Below are 17,908 nucleotides of genomic sequence, written 5' to 3' on the forward strand. Positions count from 1 at the left end.
GCGATGAGGCATGACGAAACAGACGAATCTTACTTCCCTGCTGCAGGATGAGGTTATGTCGGAAATGGCGGACAGCTTTTTCGGCGCCCGCAGAGCCATTGACGACGAAATAGACCTCTTCGAAGCGAAGGAAGCTGATGTAGCTTTGGCCGGGCAGCGGGCCCTGTGTTGTTGCGCGCTGTTGTATACCCTGTTGCAGGGAGAGAAGGGGGCGCAGGCGTTTTTTGATATGCTGCCGGTTGGTGTTGCTCCGTCCGGTCTGCACGATAAGGTACGCGGAGTGCGCCCCTGCCTGTTTGTGCGCCTGCCCTGGGGACTTACGCGCAAGAGGCGGTTTGCGGGGCTGCTTTGTCAGGTGTACGGACATGTTCAGGATGCTTTTGACAGGTATCTGAACGGAAGTGGCTATACCCGCCGCTACCCCGTGCAGGCGTATGCACCTTCTTCTGAAAACAAGGGAAAGGAGCCCGAGGGGGCATCCTCGTCCAACGCCATGATCGGCACCATGGGGACGATTCAGAGCAGAACCGTGGGCTGGAAACGCTATACCGCGTGGTGCGACGAGATCAACGCGCGCATAGAAGAGGTAAACCGCAACCAGTCTCCTTCACAGGTGCTGGGTATGGCGCGGTCCATGGATGTTGCGATGCTGTCGCAGGAACGGGTTTCCGGCACGGGGGTGGACGGTCTTGTCCCGTCCATGGACAGAAGCCTGTGCCTTAAGCCCGTTGCCTGTCATCTTGCAGGAGTGGGACCCTTGCCCGCGCTGCCTCCCCTTGGCGAAGTGGAGCCAGCTATAAGGGAGTTTGCCAAGCGTTTTTACGAGCGGGAAAAAGACGCCGTGGACAAGACCATTGTCCGGCTTGAGCAGCGGCTGGATTGCACCCTGAATGAACAGACCTGCGCATAACTTGATTATGCCGAGCACGTTTGCTCATAATCCTGTTGTGATGTGCAACCCCGCCCATAACCCTACAGTTATTTGCTTCGCTGCCGATATGTTACGGCAGAACGCCTAATAATTCAGGAGACGGTACATGCATTTTCGCAACGCTCTGCGCAATCCACTCACAGCCGTGTTGCTGTTTTCCGCCGTGCTGGTGCTCTGTGCGGCTGTCCGGCCCGCAGTGGCCGAACCGCCCATGAAGGTTATTTACGGGTTTGACCGTGAATACCCTCCCTACAGCTTTGAAGAGGCGGCGGGAAAGCCTGCCGGGTTTGACGTGGACCTCATTCAGGCCATTCTGCAGGAAGACAACGTGCGGCTCATCATGCGCCCGCTGACGTGGGATCAGGTGCAGGTTGAACTTTCTGCAGGCAATATTCAGGTTTCCTCAGGCCTGGCCGTAACCAAGCAGCGCCAGTTGCTCTACAAATTTGCCGACAAGCCTACCATGCCCATGCAGATAAAACTGTTCACCAAACCTGCCGCGCGGGTGGGTAACGTGACGCTTCTGCGCGGGCAGACCGTTGCGGTTGAAAAGGGTTCGTATCAGCAACGGGTGCTGGAAGAGTTCGGCGGGCTGAACATCAAGCTCTACAGAAGCAAGACAGAGGCGCTCAAGGCGCTGTATAATGACGAAGTGGTTGCCTACGGTGGCCCGACCCAGACCGCATACTACCTGATTGATAAACTGAAGCTGGGTACCATAACGGCAGTGGGGACCCCGCTGGTTGTATCGGATACCTATTTTGCCGTGAACCGTGATCAGGACAAGTTGCTGGCCATGATCAACAGGGGCATGCTGCGTATTATCCAGAACGGTGAGTATGACCGCATCTATCGCAAATGGTTCGTGCCGGACCTGCATCCGGAAGAATACACCGCCCTGTATACCGCGGCGCGCAATGCGGCCATCAATGCCTACGCGCCGTATTCCCGCGTGCCCGTGGGGGCTGCCGTGCTGACTCGTTCGGGCAGGATAGTGACAGGCTGCAATGTCGAGAATTCGCTCATCAGCGAATCACAGACCGCCCTGCGCACTGCCGTGCTGAAGGCAGTGTCGGAAGGGGAATATGAATTCCGCGCCGTGGTATCCGTTGCTCCCGACGGCAGCGTAATGGCTCCCTCTGCCGGAGACAGGCAGTTCCTGTACGAGTTCGGGCGGGGTATTCTGTGCGTTGTACAACCGCAGGCGGGCAAGGTTGAACTGAAGATGGTATCGGAGCTGTTGCCGTATCCCCACGACAGCCGTCCGCAGTCCTACCAGTATTGATTTTTGATTTTACGGTAAGGAAGGGAAACCACCGGTTGCACGCCGGTGGTTTTCTGCGTTATAATTCCCGTGTGGGAAGTCTCGGGCTGTCGGCATTGTCTCCGGCGGACCAGTAGTAAAGGAGTTTTCATGCCGAACAGACGCAAGCGCAGCAGGGTGCGCGGCAGTTATGAAGGTATTCTTGTGCTCCGGGGCAAGGAGTGGCCTGTGCAGACGCGGGACATTTCTCTCAAGGGAGCGCTGATATCCGCTGCCGTGCTGCCGCCGCTCAGAGAGGAGTGCATGCTGCGGATTCCGCTATCCGAAGATATTGAGCTGGAAATGGAAGGGCTCATTGTACGGGTTGGTTCAGACGATGCCGCCATGGATTTTACCGGCATGGACGAAGAAACCTATGCACATCTCTCCACAATGGTGCGCCTGCGCATGGCAAATGCCGATCTTGTGGACCGCGAGGAGCTTGAAGAACCGTTTGACTAGCCGGCTGGTGTGCGGCGGGCTGATCGTCAAAGCTCTCTGCGCCACCTGCCCCCCATGCTCTGAATGAAATACATTAAGCCGCCGGATACGCGTATCCGGCGGCTTTTTTGTGATTCTGGTAGCGTGCCAGCTTAGGCCGATTGCTCGGTCTTGCCGAACAAGGCGCGCAGTTTGCGCTGCGCCGCGTCAAGATACATGTAGTAGACGGGCGTGAAGTACAGGGTGAGCAGCTGGGAAAGCATGAGGCCGCCCACAACGGCAAGGCCGAGCGGTCTGCGGGCCTCTGCACCGGCACCGAAGCCGAGGGCGATGGGCAGCGTACCCATGAGCGCGGCCAGCGTGGTCATCATGATGGGGCGGAAGCGGACAAGCGCGCCTTCGCATATGGCGGTGCGGGCGTCCAGTCCCTGCTTGCGCTGCGCCTCAAGCGCGAAGTCGATCATCATGATGGCGTTTTTCTTCACGATGCCGATGAGCATGATAATACCCACGAACCCGTACAGGTTCAGGTCCGCCTTGAAGATCATGAGGGTGAGCAGGGCGCCCACACCGGCAGAGGGCAGGCCGGAGAGAATGGTCAGCGGGTGGATGAAGCTCTCATACAGAATGCCCAGCACGATGTAGATGACCAGCACCGAGAGAACAAGCAGCACGGCAAGGCCCTTCATGGAATCCTGAAACGCCTGTGCCTCGCCCTGGAAACTGGTGGAAACGCTGGAAGGTACCACCTCCATCGCCGCGCTCTGCACCTTGGCCATGGCGGTTCCCAGCGAAACACCGGGCCGCAGGTTGAAGGATACGGTGGCAGAGGGCAACTGGCCGGAATGGTTGATATACAGCGGGCCGACGCCCATCTTGCGCTCTATGAGGGTGTCTATGGGAACGAGCTTGCCGTCCTTGGAGCGCACATGCAGGAACGAGAGCGAATCAGGATTGGCCTGATACTCCGGCGCAAGTTCCATCAGCACCTTGTAGGTGTCGTTTGCGGCATAAATGCTGGAAACACGGCGCTCGCTGAACGATGCCGCCAGTGCGTCCTCGATCTGGTAGGCGCTTATGCCGAGAGCTGAAGACTTGTCGCGGTTGATGGCAATCTGCAGTTCTGGGCTTTTCAGTTCCATGTCCGAGCTCACGTCCTGCAGGTCGGTGATAGTGGAAAGCCGCTCTTCCATCTCCGCTGCCACACGGTAGAGTTCATCTGTGTTGGGGCTTTGCAGGGTGTACTGATACTGCCCCTTGGAGGAACGCGCACCAATGCGTATGGCGGGCGGGTTCTGCAGGAATATCTTTACGCCCGGAACCTGCGAGAGTTTGCCACGCAGTCTCTGGAGTACTTCGTCGGCCGTTTCCGTACGCTCCGCGTGCGCCTTGAGAGTAATCATCAGGCGACCGGCGTTGTTGGCCGAGTTGGGACCGCCGGAACCGGCAACGGACATGTAGCCTTCCACAGCCTTGTCCTTGCCCAGAATGTCCATCACAGCCTTCTGGCGGCGCACAAGGGTGTCAAAGCTGATGCCTTCTTCATACACAAGCGAGGCCTGCAGGCGGCCCGTGTCTTCCTTGGGCAGAAAGCCCTTGGGAATAATGGTGAACATCCATGCGGTGAGCCCGAGCAGCAGGATGGAAACGCCCATGGTCAGCGCATGGTGGCGTACGCACCAGTGCAGGGTTACGTCGTAGAGACGGTGCCACGCGTTGAACATGCGCTCCATCAGGTTGTAGAACCGTCCGTGGCGCTCGGTCGTATGGGGGCGCAGGATGAGGTTGCAGAGCATGGGCGTGAGCGTGAGCGATACCACGCCGGAAAGCAGAATGGCTGCTGAAATGGTGACGGCAAATTCGTGGAAAAGCCTGCCCACCACGCCGCCCATGAAGAGCACGGGAATGAACACGGCCGCAAGGGAGATGGTCATGGAAATGATGGTGAAGGCGATTTCTTTTGAACCGTCCATAACCGCAGCGCGCACCGTCTTGCCCATTTCCTGATGCCGGACGATGTTTTCGAGCATGACGATGGCGTCGTCCACGACGAAGCCCACCGAAAGTGTGAGCGCCATGAGCGAGATGTTGTCGAGACTGAAGTCCATGAGGTGCATCACGGCAAAGGTGCCGACGATGGACATGGGCAGCGCAAGGCTGGGGATGAGCGTGGCCGAGAATTTGCGCAGGAACAGGAATATGACCATGATGACGAGGCAGATGGTCAGCACGAGGGTGAATTTGACGTCCTCTACTGAATCGCGGATGGACTCTGACCTGTCGTACAGCACCTCAAGGTTGGCAGAGGCGGGCAGCATGGCGCGGAATTCCGGCAGCAGGGCGCGGATGGAGTCTGCCACGGCCACGGTGTTTGTTCCGGGCTGGCGCTGAATGGCCAGCACCATGCCGGGGGTGCCGCTGTACCAGTTGAGCCTGCGGGTGCGTTCCACGCTGTCGAGCACGGTGGCCACTTCGCCAAGGCGAACAGGCGCGCCGTTGCGCCACGCGATGATGAGCGGGCGGTAGCTGGCGGCATCCATGAGCTGGCCGGAAGAGCGCACGGTGTATTCACGGGCAGACCCGCTGATGGTGCCCACCGGCAGGTTCACGTTGCCGTTGCGGATGGCGTTTGCCACTTCGTCAACGCCTATTTCCTTGGCGGCCAGCGTTTCAGGGTCAAGTTGAATGCGCACCGCATATTTCTTGGAGCCGTATACCTGCACCTGCGCAACCCCGTTGATCATGGAGATGCGCTGCGCCATCATGCCTTCTGCGTATTCGTTTACGTCCGAAAGCCGCATGGTGGGGGATGATATGGCCAGATACAGGATGGGGAAGTCCGCAGGGTTCACCTTGCGGAAGGTGGGCGGGGAGTCCATGTCTTCCGGCAGGTTGCGCATGGCCGCTGTAATGGCGGACTGCACATCAAGTGCGGCTGCGTCGATATTCTTGTTCAGATTGAACTGCAGGGTCACACGCGAGGTGCCCATGCCGTTGACCGAGCTCATGGAGTCCAGACCGGCGATGGTGGAAAACTGCTTTTCCAGCGGAGTTGCCACCGAGGATGCCATGGTCTCCGGGCTGGCACCGGAAAGGTTGGCCGTTACCTCAATGGTGGGAAAGTCCACGCTGGGCAGGTCGCTGACAGGCAGCCCCTTGTAGGCCATGATGCCGAAAATGAGCATGGCCAGCATGACCAGCGTGGTCATGACCGGGCGGTTGATGAACAGTGCTGACGGGTTCATGCGCTACTGGGCCTTTGCCGGAGTCTCGCCGGCGGACTTGGACTGTTCCGGAGCGGCGGCCTTGCTTCCGGCTCCCTCGCGCACTTCCACTGCCAGGCCGGGGGCAAGCCGCACCTGTCCGTCAAGGGCGACGCGTTCTCCGGCCTTCAGGCCCGTTGTGATGACGGACCTGTCACCCGCAAGAAAATCCACGGTGACAAGACGGTCTTCCGCCTTGTTCTCAGGCGTGATGACATAGACATAAGAGCCGTTTATGCCGTCCATGATGGCAGCGGTGGGAATGAGCACCGCATCGGGCTTTTCACGCAGCACCAGTCCGGCTCTGACAAACTGGCCGGGCCACAGCTTTTTGTCGGTATTGGCATACTGTGCGCGCAGCTTGATGGTGCCGGTGGTCGTGTCCACGGTGTTGTCCATGGCGGTCAGCGTTGCCTTGATGGGGGGGAATGTATCGGCTCCGTCTTGTTTGGCGCTGTCGGTTCTTCCGGCGGCGGGTGTGACATAAACGGCTACTTCACCGGTCTGCCGCATGGCCATGACATCGGGCAGATATTTTTCCGGCAGGGAGAAGGAGATGGAAATGGGTTCAAGCTGGTTGATGACGCACAGGGTGCGGTCGTCGTTGGCCTTGATCACGTTGCCCTCGTTTACCTGCACAATGCCCACGTTGCCGGATATGGGCGCACGGATGACCGTATAGCTGAGGTCGAGCTGGGCTCGCTCAAGCGTTGCCACGTTCAGCTGTATGTCGCTTTCAAGCGATTTGGCGTCGGCATAGGTTTTATCGTACTGCTCCTGTGCAACAGCGTTGATCTTGTTCAGCTGCGCATAGCGCTTGAGGTCCTTGTTGGCCTTTTCCAGAAGAATGCGGTTGCGGCTGAGCCTTGCCTGCGCTTCACGGATGGTCAGCTCGAAGGGGCGCGGATCTATGCGGAAGAGCAGGTCGCCTTCGCGGACGCTCTGACCGTCACGAACCTTTTGCTCCACGATGGTGCCGCCTACCTGCGTCTTGATTTCCACCGAGGCTTGCGGCTGCACGTTGCCCACGGCAGTAACAATATATTGTGCCGGTTCCTGCACTGCGGTGGCGACAAGAACAGGTACGGCGCGTTTGCCCTTGGCATTTTCCGGCGCATCGCCGGAACAGGCGCCCAGAAGGAGTGAGACGCAGAGCAGCAGGGGCAGCGTGAGAGCAGGGGGAAATACGTGACTTGAGCGATGAACCATGAACATGTCTCCGTGGTGGGGGCGTGGGCGTTGGCGGAACGCCGGCAGGCGTTCCCGTGTGGGAAGGATGTTTGTCAGAACGCGGCTTGCAGTCAATAAGAATTTTAGTCTGTTAATTGAACGGTTGCGCTGATTTTTGAATGGGTTGGCAAAAGAGGTCTGACCAATCAGGATGTTATGATCAAGTCTTCATAATGCCGTTTACAGGGGGAAATAAAAAATCCATAACAGCGGCACGGTCCAATGCGTCTTTTACGTTCCGGCATCATATAGGCACGTTCCGGAGTGTTTTTCCGCTCAGGCCGGATACAGCTCACACGAGGTTAGGCCATGATAGTGGATACCATTGGCAACTGGCGGAATTATCCCCTTGGTCCCGCATGGGAAAAGGCGTTTTGTTTTCTGGAGAGCCTGTCTTCCGATGTGGCCACCGGCAGGCACACCATAGACGGAACCGACATATTTGCCGAGGTGGCGGAATACGAAACCGTTCCGGAAGAGCGCAAGCCCTATGAATCGCACAGGGAATATGCCGATGTGCAGTTCCTTCTGCGCGGCAGCGAGTGGCTGGATTATGCCCCGCTGGGTACGCTTGCCGTGTTGCAGGACTACGACCCCGCACGCGGTGACTACATGTTGCATACCCGTGCGGGAGCACCGGCAACACGCATCACGCTGGGAAACGGCGTGTTCTCGGTGTTGTACCCTGAAGACGCGCATGCACCGGGAGTGGCCAGAGATGGTGTGCCTGAGGCTGTGAAAAAAGTGGTGGTGAAGATTCGCCTGTCTCTGCTGAAGGGGCGCTAGCCCTCTGCACCGGACGTTCGTTTCACTATCCGGAATATAATACGGCGGCATGTCAAAAGGCATGCCGCCGTATTGTTTGTATCGCTTGTCCTGTCAAGATGCAGTAGGTCAAGATGCAGTAGGTCAAGATGCAGTAGGTCAAGATGCAGTAGGTCAGGATGCAGTAGGTCAGGATGCAGTCGGGCTGAATCAACAGGGGCAGGTTGCGGAGGGCGGGGCACCCGTAACAGGCTGGCGCAGCGGCAGGCGCACATGAAAGCATGACCCCCTGCCCAGTTCCGACTCCACCATTATCTGCCCGTGATGGCGGGTAATCACATCATGCGCGTAGAACAGGCCTATGCCGGTTCCCACATGTCCCTTGGAGGAGAAGAACAGGGTGAACATGTTTTCGCGCACCTGTCTGTCCATGCCCACGCCATTGTCTTCAACAACCATATGCAGTTCCGTTTCGTTGCACCATACGCGGAAAAGCACAGAATGACCGGTCTTGCTTCTGTCAAACAGGCAGGCATCAACAGCGTTATCCAGAATGTTGGTCAGGGCGGAGGAAAGGGGCAGGGTGTCGGCCTCGAATGTGCCGTGCGCCAGATTCATTTCCAGCGTCAGGGCTATGTTGTTGGATTCCGCCTTGTGGCGCACGGTATCCATGAGCTTTGCGGCAAAGGTTTTGATGTCTGTCTGCACCGGAACCAGTTCACGGTTCTTGGCATAGTCCAGAATGTCCAGCGACATTTTGCGCAGGCTGCCCAGCTTCTCGCGGATCTGCGTCCAGCCGGATGCGATGCGTTCAATATCCTCGCGCTTCAGTCCGGCCTCCAGCCTGTAGGCCCCGCCGTCAATGGCCATGAGCAGGCCCTTCATGCCGTGCGACATGGAACCGAGCATGATGCCGAGCGATGCCAGATGGCTCTGCAGCTGCCGGATCATGGTGATGTCCGTGGACAGCTCGATGACACGGGAAAGTTCGCCGTTCTCATCATAGATGGGAGCTGTCTGGACAAGAATATTGCAGGGAGTGCCCTCATTGTTGGTTACCTGCATCTCTGCCTGATGAGACTGACCGTCTTCAAAGGTACGCAGGATGGGACAATCCGTACAGGGCTCGGAACAATGCTTGTACAGCTCATGGCAGCGTGCGCCGGGCGTGAAGCTGAACTGCTCCTTGAAGCGCCTGTTGGCGTCCACCACACGCAGGTCCCTGTCCTGCACGGTGATGAAGCAGGGCGCTTCGTCAAAGAGTTTGCGATACTGCTTCTGCACGGTGAGCAGCTTCTGCTGCTGGGCTTCCACTTCGGATACGTCCACGGCAATTTCCAGCACAAGGTCGTATTCGCGTTCCGGCCCCCGGATGGGAAAGGTATATATGAGTGCGGGCAGTTCTTCGCCATGGGCGGTGAAAATGGGTTCGCAGCGCTTGCAGGACGTGCCGGTGGTAAAGGTTTCTTCCACCGGATGTATCCAGCCTTCGTTGCCTGCTGACTGGTAGATGATGCCTCTGTCCGCATCAGGGCCGAACCGGCCGCGGAAGGCATTGTTGGCCGCCACAATGCTGCCGCCGCGCTCGTGCAGGGCTGCATGGGTGGGGAGCTGCGCCACATACTGGGCGCATTTTGCATCTTCCACCGCTTCGAGCATGGCGCGGGAAAGGCCTTCCACAATCATGCCTGCCGCGGCAATGCGTTCATCCTGCAGCATGGCGGCGGCCTGTTCGTGGGCCACCTTGCGGCTGTCATCCTGATAGCGGCGCAGTTCATGGCGCATGGTGGCGTCGTCCCATGCCTTGCGGATGGTGGCGAGCAGCAGTGCGGGATTGTACGGCTCCGGCACCATGGCAGATGCGCCCTCGTCCAGCAGAGTGGCAGCATCGGAAAATTCTTCGGGATAGGCCAGTATGACCACCTCGGAATCGAGGAAATCGGGAACGGTATGCGGGCGGGCCAGAATGACGGTGGGCGCCGCCATGCCGGCGGGTGCAGCCGCAGACAGTGACGGAATGCAGCACAGGCCGCCCAGCGGTCCCTGACTTGTCAGAACGCGGAATCCGGCCCTGTCGAGCAGGGCCACCACATCCGGCGCGTCAAAGGTCACAAGAACGGAAGGAGTGTCGGAAGTGCCGTTGTAGGAATTGGCGGATGGAAATGGGAGCATGAACATCTCTTCCGGCTTTTGTGCGGGCCGTCCCGGTTTAAGGATATGACAAGGCCGTGAGGCGTATTGCGCCGCACGGCCTTGTTACTGGAAATCCTAGGCAATACGCTCTGCAACCGTGGTGAGCAGCAGGGAAACGTCAACAGGCTTGGATATGGTGGGAACACCCTTGCGCAACGCCGGAGGACGGGGGCCCACGCCGCTGACAACCACAACAGGCGTATCCCTGATTTCCGTTTCCTTGCGCATGTTCGCATAGAACATGGTGCCGCCCTTGTCGGGCATTTCCATATCCAGGAGCACAAGGTCAGGCTTTTCCTGACGAGCTTTTTCAAGACCTTCCGCACAGCTGTGAGCGGCGCAGGTAGAGTAGTCGTGATCGCGCAGCAGGTCTTCGAGGAATGCAACAATGGTCGGGTCATCATCAACGATGAGGATCTTCTTGGCCATACGGGCCTCCCTGTTCAGTTTTCCGGACAGTTCGTTCGGGTATCTCCCATCGTCCCGTGCCGCTCCTTGACGGATTGCCTGCGCGCAGCGTGCGCGGCAGGGGCGGCACGGGACCATGAGGGGATATCTTGGTTAGGCCTTGTTCTTTCCGAGGGCGGAAAGCAGTTCGACCATTATCCCGAGAGCCTGTTTGGATTCCTTGCTGTGCAGCTGACCGACCATGCCGAGGGGGCTTACGCTCCTGGCATTCTCGATGTCCGCATCGGCAAGGCGCTCAAGCAGACCGGCCATGTTCACAAGGGCGCTGCCCATGCGGCCGAACTCTTCGGGGGTGTACTTCTGGGTAATGTCGCCCATGGATTCGCCCAGTGCGCCAAGCGCTCTGAACACGCCCTTCTGGTCCAGTTCATCGAACTTCTGGATGGAAGCGATGAAGGTGGGCTTGATCATGGGTTCGCAGGTGCGCCACAGCTCGATGATGTTCTCAAGAGATTCCAGCATCCAGGTGAGGTCGCGAACGCTCATCATGAAGCGCTTGGACAGTGCGCCAAGGTCTTCAAGGGTGCAGCGTTCCTGCACGTCGCTGAAGCTTTTCAGCATCACGTTATTCATCACGTCCCGTACTATGGGAGTGACGGTCTCCTGAAGATCCTGCATGGTTTCTGCACGGCTGTGCATCATGCTGATCTTCTCCTCGAGAGACTCGAGGCGTTCGAGAATGCGTTCTTCGTTGGTCATTGCACCGCCCCTAGTCTTTCTTGGCTTTGCGGACGTCGAGCTTGCCGGCCATGTACATGTCAGGTTCGAACGGCAGTTCGTGGCCCTTCATCATCAGGTTGAAGTAGATCCAGCGGAACATCAGCTTGCCGTAGTAGTTCATGCGGCTTTCGCCGAGCAGGTCGAAGGGACCGACGCCGGGCAGGGGGAACTTACCGGGCAGGGGTTCCACAGTGTAGTTGAAGTCGATGAGGGAAGCCTTGTCGAAACCGGTTACGATGAAGCAGTTGGAGTGCCCGTCGAAGTGGTGGTGAGGCTCGTGGCCTTCGATTTCGGCAAACAGGTTGGCGCACACGATGTCGCACTCGAAGTGAGCCACGGAACCGGCCTTGGAAGTGGGCACGTTGGTGGTGTCACCAAGCACGTACACGTTTTCCATCTGCTCGGCCTTCAGGGTGGCGTTGTCGGTGGGGATGTACATCATGGCATCGCCCAGACCGGAATCTTCGATGACCTGCTGACCGAAGTTCGGGGGAATGGAAACGAGCATGTCGTAATCAAGTTCGTTGCCCATGACGTCGGAGATGACCTTGTTTTCGGCATCAACGCTGTCGAGAACGAAGTTGGGAACAACCTTGATGTTCTTTTCGTCGCACAGCTTGCCGAGCACTTCGGCGGCAACGGCCTTGGTGAAGGCGCCGGTGAGGGGGGTCACCAGTTCGATTTCGATGTCCTTGCGAACACCCATCTTGGTGAAGAACCAGTCAGCCATGTATACGAATTCGAGAGGAGCAACCGGGCACTTGATGGGCATTTCGGCGATGTTGAACACCATGCGGCCCTTCTTGAAGTTGTGCATCTGGGGGCACAGGGCCTGAGCGCCGTCAGGGGTGTAGAAGTCGAAGATGTTCTTGCGCCAGCCGTCAGACATGCCTTCGATTTCGTCGGGCATGATGCGACAGCCGGTGGAGATCACCATGTAGTCGTATTCATACTTGCCCTGCTTGGTGGTGACCACCTTGGCGGCGGGGTCGATGTTCACGATGGTATCGAGAACAAAGTTCACGCCCTTGGGTATGAAGTCGGACTTGGGCTTGACGCAATCCTTCATGGTGTAGATGCCGAAAGGCACGAACAGCCAGCCGGGCTGATAGTGGTGGATGGGATCGCGATCAATGATGGTGATGTCCCATTCGGACTCCGCCAGCAGTTTGCGCATCTTTGCTGCAACCATGGTACCGCCGGAACCGGAACCGAGAATGAGCAGTTTTTTCATGCCAGGTCTCCTTTATCGAATGCTATGTTCTAAGTGCGTTATTGTTTTCCCCCGCCGCGGCGGAAGATGTATTCGTTGTGTGTCCGGCTCTGTGACCGGCCTGCCCCTTACGGGAAAGGGGTATGCGTATGTGCTCGGGAGCACCGCCCCCCTCTTGCGGGGCACAAGAAATCCTGTTCCTGCCCGGGGCAGGGCACAAAGTTGCTTATCTGCTCCTGATTCCGATTGCGTTTGCGAAGGTGAGCCTGGCCTGCGTAAAACAGTGGCAGGCATGTATGCCCGCAACGTGCTTGCTACTGGCAGGTATAGGAGTTGATGTTTTCCTTCATCAGATCCGCAAGGGTGATGGATTCGAGAGTCTGTTCCAGCGCTCTGGTCACGCTGTTCCACGCGGTGCGTGCTGCGCAGTCGTGCTCGCCGCACTGGTCGTCGGGGCAGCATTGGGGAGGCTGTACGCCGCCTTCCATGACACGGAGCACTTGGCCGAGAGTCACATCTTCCGGACGGATGCAGAGCATGTGGCCGCCGGAGGCCCCGCGGACGCTGCGGACAAAGCCGGCAGTCTTGAGGGGCCGGATGATCTTTTCGATGAACTTAACGGAGATTCCCGTGCTGCCGGACAGCGCTGCAGCCGGAACGGGCTTGTCGGCATCATGCATGGCAAGCTGGGCCAGAAGGCGGGAAGCGTAATGCGCGGTGGTGGAAATTCTCATGGGCTTCTCCAGGAAGAGGTTCATTGTGGGCTTGCGGACCTTGCCGTGGGTGGAAGGTTCGTGCTGCCCTTGTTAATCCCGATCACTCAGTTCTGTATTAATCTAATCTGGGAATGATTTAATTCCGATTAAAATGATCTGGATTGTTGAAGTCAGGATTAATGCAAAGTGAAATATGTGTCAAGCGGGTCCCTCTGGAAAAAAGACACGCTATTTCGGATAATTGTGGGTTGTGTATAAATAATGAGCTATGATTGATCGCTCAAACTGTGGCGGCGACAAGAGTGCACACGCATAGATTCGGCACAGCGGCTGGGCCGGACTGTGACGATGGGAAGGGGGGACAAAGGCTGCCCCTTGGGGAAAGGCGGATTATTCGGAGAGGGTGACGACGCCGTCTATGAGATCCTTGAGGGAAATGGAATCCAGTTCCTTCTCAAGGGCGCGCGAGGCGCGGAGCCAGACAACCCGGGTAAGGCAGCGTTCCGTACGCGGGCATTCCTTGGCTATGTCGTCCTGACAGCAGTGGGTGAGTTCCACCCCGCCTTCCATGATGCGGATGACGTCGCCTATGCTTATTTCTTCCGGACTACGAGTAAGCATGTGGCCGCCTGTTGCACCACGGACGCTGGAAACGAGACCGGCCTTTTTTAAAGGCTTCAGGATCTGTTCAATGAATTGCACCGATATGCCGGATACTTCGGAAAGAGTCGTGGTAGTGACTGGGTTCTCACTATTGCCGTGCTGGGCAAGGTCCAGGAGAAGTCGGGCGGCGTAGCGTGTGCGTGCGGATAATTTCATGTATGCGTGTTTGCGGTGAGACGTTGACGTGCCATAGGCGGCACAGAATTCACACGTATGACGCTATCCCTACATGACGGCCAGCGAAGCGTCAAGGAACGAACCCCTTGCATGCCCCGTAAGGGTACTTTGAGCCTGGTGCGTCTCTGCGGGAGCTGAACCGGGCCGATGAAACGGGATGCCCTTGTGAAGGAAGATATGCATCCCGTTTCACCCGCTCGATACAATCTGAAAAGATCCTCTGCCTTGCTTGCCGTGCCTTCATGCCATGGCACAGCGGGAGAAGGTAGATACGTTCAAATGCGTGGTTGTTGCAGCAGCGTGCCAGCGCCAGCTGCGTGTCCGGCCAAAGAGGTCCGCACGCTTGCCAGATTCGTCGCGCGACCGGCGCAGGGTCGGGAACCGTCGTGCCACGCGCCGTGGTGCGGAATCAGAGCCGGACGAAATACATCAATGCTTCTTGCGGAAGGGCTTCCACATGTCCCAATCCATGGGACGGTTGCTTTCTTCCTGTGCTTCGGACTCTGCGGGCTTGGGTGCTGCCGCACGTTCCTTGGCGCGCTGTTCCCAGCGCTTCTTGTTGAAACATGTCCACATATCCCAGTTCATAGGCTTGTTGGACTCGTCCTGTGTCTTGTGCCCCAGCGCTGTCATGGCCAGCCTCCTTCACTAAAGGTTTTGAAACCGCTCACTATACATCTCCTACCAATCAGGTAGGAATTAACGGTGCACGTTTCCCCGCTGCACATGCACATCTGCATCGTGTCATACTTCTACCCCGTAGGGGTTTTCAGCAATAGACGCAGCACATTGTTTTGCGGGCAGAGAAGCGGCGGTTTCCGGAAGACCTTTATGTGTACCCGTCTTGCACAGAGTATAAGACAGATTCGCAAGGTTGGCTTCAGTGGTGGCTTTTTTTTCAGAAATGCCGCAGCGTTTCCCTGTGGCTAATTCATACTGTTTTTGTATGCTTTAGGCAAGATAATCCTACAAAAAAGGTATGAATTTAGAAAATAATTGAGCTTTCTAGTTTCGCAGTGTGGATGTTGATTAATTATAACAGTGTATTATGAGTTTTTCTTGGTCGGGCTCGGGCGATAGAATCCGGTGCAATTGCGGCACAATGGAATGTCTTTCCGCCTGCCTTGCAGCATGGCTTCTCGCATTTCCCGGCGGATATGGGAAAGGGCAATTTCGCGGATGGTGTGTTCGTGGATGCTGCCGATCACTCCGCGCGCATTCAGGTCGTTGCAGCACACGGTTACCTGTCCGTCTGGCAGCACCACCATGTTGCGTTCCAGAAGAAAGCAGCATTCGCCCGTATGTTCTTCTGCAATTCTGCGATAACTGCTGTCGTCCACGTTGAGTTCGGCGCTGCCGTCCCAGTTGTGCGGATGCCGTAATGATATCTTGTCGAACAGGGCAAGAAGCTCGGTGAAAGAGGGGGAGAAGGGAATGTCGTGTCCCTCCGCAACCATGCAGATTGCCTCGGTCCGGATGGGGTGGTCGCTGTTGCGGTTATGTTCCGTGAACTTGAGCACGTTTCGTTGCAGCGTGTGCCATTTGGCACCGCGCCGGATGAGTTCGTATTGCTCGGGCGACCCTCCGTCAACGCTGAAGCGGAGACAGTCCACAGCGCGGCTGTCAATTATCTGCCGTGCTTTGCGTTCAGTCAGCAGCATGCCGTTGGTGAGCAGGCGGATGCGCAAGCCGGGATTGGCCCGCAGCAGGGATGGTTTCCATGTGCTCAGCGTGCTGAGCATGCCCGGCAGATCAGGATGAAGCAGTGTTTCTCCTCCGTTATGCAGGTCCAGGCAGGTGAGAGAAGGCAGGGCGCCCTCTGAGAGCTGAGCAAGAAGAGTCTCCAGCGTTGCCGAAGTCATGACGCCGCGCGGTCTGGTATGGTCAAGCGCGCACCACCTGCAGCGTAAATTGCAGGAGGAGTTGAACTCTACATTGAGTATGGAAATATGGTCCGGCATGTATTTCCCGTTGCTAAATCGGTAGTGCTTGCGCGATGTTGTCGGAGCAAGTACATATAACTATGTTTAATATTTGACGTGCAGGCCCCTCGGCAGGATGCTAGCACGTACCATGCCGGAGCGCATCTGCCATGACAGCCAACCCCTATTTTTTCCTCCACCTGCCACGAACGGCCGGAACCACTCTCAATGCCATTCTGCGCGATACTTTCGGCAGGGATGAGATACTCACCGTCTATTCGGAACAGGAGTATCGCGAATTCCGCGAGATAGAGGCCGCGCGACTTGATGCCGTCCGGCTCATTCAGGGACACCTGTTTCTGGAGCAGTATGACCCGCCCCGCATCTATTCGCGTGCTGTGTCCGTCTTCACCTTTCTGCGGGAGCCTGTGGCGCGTCTGGTGTCGGAATATCAGTTCCTCAAGTCGTGGCCGGACAATCATATGTATGTCTTTCTCAACAGTGGCAACGTTACCTTCCGCGAGTATCTGACCGGCATGGACCCGCGCCTCAAATACCGGGGCAAAAATTTCATGACCCGTTTCTATACGGGTATGGATTTCGATCTTGCGGCTTTTCCTGATGAGGCGTTTGAAAAAGCCAGATATAATCTGGAGCATGTGTTCGGTTTTGTGGGGATTCAGGAACGCTTTGACGAGAGCCTTCTGCTGCTCGGGGATTTTCTCGGCCTGAAATCACTGTGCTATGAAAAGCGCAATGTGCTTGCTCCGCAAAGCCGTGAGACGGTGAGCGAAGACGATTTGGAGCTGGCCCGCGAATTGAACGCGGCAGATGTACAGCTCTATGCCTTTGCCCGTGATCTGTTTGAAAGGCGGGTGACCGCGCTGGGACGTCTTTTCTCGCTCAAGGTTCGGGAATTCGAGCTGATCAACGCCAAATACCAGAAGATGTGCAGTGCCATTTCCGCCGAACTGGTGGGTGAGCAGAAAGGGCCGGTCATTCTGCCTAAATAGGGCTGCACTGATGGGACGTGATTGCCGGGGGGCAACGACTGTATTTTCTTTCTGAATGTGTACGAGCTTGTGTGCTGATCGTATTTCAGACCGTATGTTCGGGGAGTATGTTTGGAGTGTGTGGGCAGAGGTATCTTACAAGGATGCAGGGATTGTACGCAGTCTGACAATGTAACAGCTGTTTGATATTCCGCGGGGGGCAACGTGGGAATAGTATCGGAACTGGGCAATGCGTATGCCACGGTGGAACAGGCGGATGCCGTGCTGAAAGGCTGGGCCGTGGCACACCGTGTCTGGAAAACGCTGGATGCAGGCCTCAAGGCCCGTCTGCTGGCTGCGGCCACCAGTCAGATAGATACCTTGCCGTTCCGTTTTCCACGCGCCGTGGCCGGACAGGACAGGGCGCTGCCGGTGCTGTGCAACGGAACGGTCACGGGGCAGGCCGAGGCTGAACTGGCCTGCATTCTACAGGCGGCACACCTAGTTATGGAATATGGCACAGAGCAGGCCGCGCAACAGGATGCGGAGCAGGGTGGCCCACCTTTTACGGGAGACAGTTCCACTGTCTGTTTTGCCGAGTCCGCAGACTGCATACCCTATTCGCTCGGAGCCTTGCTGGTTCTTGAGGGATTGTTGGATCTCACGACAGTCAGTGTGGATGAAGAATGAAAACGGGTCCCTTTGGGCCCGTTTTTTATGTGCTGTTATCAGGGTAATGACAAACCCTCGTTTTCAGTAAACCCATAATTCCGTTAAGCCGGAACTGCAGTCTCAAAATGGATTCTCATCGCGTATACGAGGTGCAGGAACGTTAGGTTCCTGCCCGGCGGAGCCAAAAAATACCAGAAATAACGTTGTCAGCAGTCTGAAAACGGGCCCTCGGGCCCGTT

16 protein-coding genes are annotated in these 17,908 nt (G+C 57.2%); 6 read left to right on the top strand and 10 right to left on the bottom strand.

Annotation, left to right across the window (positions count from 1 at the left end; translation table 11 throughout):
- The first annotated feature begins 10 nt into the window (after window positions 1–10).
- From HUV30_RS07525 to HUV30_RS07535, 3 genes are all read left to right on the top strand, one after another.
- Window positions 11–910, top strand: a complete 900-nt coding sequence (locus HUV30_RS07525) for a hypothetical protein (protein ID WP_174404829.1) — start codon at window positions 11–13, stop codon at window positions 908–910.
- 127 nt (window positions 911–1,037) lie between these two features.
- Window positions 1,038–2,216: a cytidine deaminase gene (locus tag HUV30_RS07530; protein ID WP_174404830.1), complete on the top strand. Its 1,179-nt coding sequence runs from the start codon at window positions 1,038–1,040 to the stop codon at window positions 2,214–2,216.
- A gap of 129 nt (window positions 2,217–2,345) precedes the next feature.
- Window positions 2,346–2,696 (top strand): PilZ domain-containing protein, encoded by a 351-nt coding sequence (locus HUV30_RS07535; RefSeq protein ID WP_174404831.1) that lies wholly within the window; start codon window positions 2,346–2,348, stop codon window positions 2,694–2,696.
- Window positions 2,697–2,827: 131 nt separating this feature from the next.
- On the opposite strand, the gene HUV30_RS07540 is transcribed toward HUV30_RS07535, so the two are convergent.
- Together HUV30_RS07540 and HUV30_RS07545 are read right to left on the bottom strand one after the other, a co-directional pair.
- Window positions 2,828–5,920, bottom strand: a complete 3,093-nt coding sequence (locus HUV30_RS07540; protein ID WP_174404832.1) for an efflux RND transporter permease subunit — start codon at window positions 5,918–5,920, stop codon at window positions 2,828–2,830.
- Window positions 5,921–5,923: 3 nt separating this feature from the next.
- A complete protein-coding gene (locus HUV30_RS07545; protein ID WP_174404833.1) occupies window positions 5,924–7,147 on the bottom strand; it encodes an efflux RND transporter periplasmic adaptor subunit in 1,224 nt (407 codons plus the stop codon).
- A gap of 330 nt (window positions 7,148–7,477) precedes the next feature.
- On the opposite strand from HUV30_RS07545, the gene HUV30_RS07550 reads away from it, so the two are divergent.
- The gene (locus HUV30_RS07550; RefSeq protein ID WP_174404834.1) at window positions 7,478–7,954 is read left to right on the top strand and encodes a NanQ anomerase/TabA/YiaL family protein; all 477 of its coding nucleotides are present in this window, start codon (window positions 7,478–7,480) and stop codon (window positions 7,952–7,954) included.
- Between the two features lie 189 nt (window positions 7,955–8,143).
- Here the strand turns inward: HUV30_RS07550 and HUV30_RS07555 are convergent, their stop codons facing one another.
- From HUV30_RS07555 to HUV30_RS07590, 8 genes are all read right to left on the bottom strand, one after another.
- A complete protein-coding gene (locus HUV30_RS07555) occupies window positions 8,144–10,105 on the bottom strand; it encodes a PAS domain-containing sensor histidine kinase (protein ID WP_174404835.1) in 1,962 nt (653 codons plus the stop codon).
- A 96-nt stretch (window positions 10,106–10,201) separates the two neighbouring features.
- The gene (locus HUV30_RS07560) at window positions 10,202–10,555 is read right to left on the bottom strand and encodes a response regulator (protein ID WP_174404836.1); all 354 of its coding nucleotides are present in this window, start codon (window positions 10,553–10,555) and stop codon (window positions 10,202–10,204) included.
- A gap of 132 nt (window positions 10,556–10,687) precedes the next feature.
- Window positions 10,688–11,293 (bottom strand): DUF1641 domain-containing protein, encoded by a 606-nt coding sequence (locus tag HUV30_RS07565; protein ID WP_174404837.1) that lies wholly within the window; start codon window positions 11,291–11,293, stop codon window positions 10,688–10,690.
- Between the two features lie 10 nt (window positions 11,294–11,303).
- The gene (sqr, locus tag HUV30_RS07570; RefSeq protein ID WP_174404838.1) at window positions 11,304–12,548 is read right to left on the bottom strand and encodes a type III sulfide quinone reductase, selenoprotein subtype; all 1,245 of its coding nucleotides are present in this window, start codon (window positions 12,546–12,548) and stop codon (window positions 11,304–11,306) included.
- Between the two features lie 293 nt (window positions 12,549–12,841).
- On the bottom strand, window positions 12,842–13,261 hold the full coding sequence (locus HUV30_RS07575; RefSeq protein ID WP_174404839.1) for an RrF2 family transcriptional regulator: 420 nt from the start codon (window positions 13,259–13,261) through the stop codon (window positions 12,842–12,844).
- Between the two features lie 372 nt (window positions 13,262–13,633).
- Window positions 13,634–14,062: an RrF2 family transcriptional regulator gene (locus HUV30_RS07580; RefSeq protein WP_174404840.1), complete on the bottom strand. Its 429-nt coding sequence runs from the start codon at window positions 14,060–14,062 to the stop codon at window positions 13,634–13,636.
- A 450-nt stretch (window positions 14,063–14,512) separates the two neighbouring features.
- Window positions 14,513–14,716: a hypothetical protein gene (locus tag HUV30_RS07585; RefSeq protein WP_174404841.1), complete on the bottom strand. Its 204-nt coding sequence runs from the start codon at window positions 14,714–14,716 to the stop codon at window positions 14,513–14,515.
- 413 nt (window positions 14,717–15,129) lie between these two features.
- Window positions 15,130–16,044, bottom strand: a complete 915-nt coding sequence (locus HUV30_RS07590) for a radical SAM/SPASM domain-containing protein (RefSeq protein ID WP_174404842.1) — start codon at window positions 16,042–16,044, stop codon at window positions 15,130–15,132.
- A gap of 131 nt (window positions 16,045–16,175) precedes the next feature.
- On the opposite strand from HUV30_RS07590, the gene HUV30_RS07595 reads away from it, so the two are divergent.
- Window positions 16,176–17,018: a sulfotransferase family 2 domain-containing protein gene (locus HUV30_RS07595; protein ID WP_174404843.1), complete on the top strand. Its 843-nt coding sequence runs from the start codon at window positions 16,176–16,178 to the stop codon at window positions 17,016–17,018.
- Window positions 17,019–17,222: 204 nt separating this feature from the next.
- A complete protein-coding gene (locus HUV30_RS07600; RefSeq protein WP_174404844.1) occupies window positions 17,223–17,687 on the top strand; it encodes a hypothetical protein in 465 nt (154 codons plus the stop codon).
- Window positions 17,688–17,908 lie beyond the last annotated feature (221 nt).

This window comes from Desulfovibrio subterraneus (assembly GCF_013340285.1).
In the GTDB taxonomy this organism is placed as follows: domain Bacteria; phylum Desulfobacterota; class Desulfovibrionia; order Desulfovibrionales; family Desulfovibrionaceae; genus Halodesulfovibrio; species Halodesulfovibrio subterraneus.